Annotated in this window: 1 protein-coding gene; it reads left to right on the top strand. The window is 40.9% G+C overall.

The window, feature by feature from the left end:
* A partial coding sequence (locus tag H5202_RS23590) for a transposase (protein ID WP_182774137.1) occupies window positions 1–346 on the top strand: 346 nt, incomplete at its 5' end.
* Window positions 347–653: the final 307 nt, after the last annotated feature.

Here is a 653-nt window from a genome sequence, read left to right as displayed (position 1 = left end):
AGAACTATATGCGTCCATAGGTGACGGAAAAATGTTTCATAATGGTCGACATTTTGCTGCTTGGTGCGGATTAACACAAAGGCAAAACTCAAGTGGTGGCAAAACCATGCTGTCTGGCATCACGAAAAAAGGGAATCCTCACTTGAGGTCGTCACTGATACATGGAGCACGGGCTGCCTTGCAATATGTTGACGGTAAAGATGATAAATTAAGCCGCTGGGCTTACGAATTAAAGTGTAGAAAGCATAGCAATGTAGCATGTGTGGCTCTGGCCAATAAGCTCGCCAGAATAGCCTGGTCGGTCATCGCAAATGAAGAAGATTACCGACTCGAATATGCTGCATAACAAAGTCATACGATTCAAAATTAACTGATTAATTTTAGTAGTAAGTAACACCGAGTTAAACAAACTCACCACAATTTGCGAAAGATTTTGAAATAATGATAAACAGTCAGACTGTACTACTTTAAAACTGAACTCGTCATTGGCTCTTTAGAAGCCGTCGGAATGATAAAGTTAAAGTAGTTAGCTAATTGCATTAGGGCTGCGGGTATATAAAACACCCGGTTCACAAGCCGGATATATGAAGGCAATGAATTTGTTTATCAACGCTTCGAAATCACTTGCAAAACGGGTGGGTCCATATATGACG

Origin of the sequence: Shewanella sp. SG41-4, assembly GCF_014164505.1 — a bacterium.
In the GTDB taxonomy this organism is placed as follows: domain Bacteria; phylum Pseudomonadota; class Gammaproteobacteria; order Enterobacterales; family Shewanellaceae; genus Shewanella.
The sequence above is the reverse complement of the archived record's forward strand: the minus strand, read 5'-3'. Positions and strand labels throughout refer to the sequence as shown.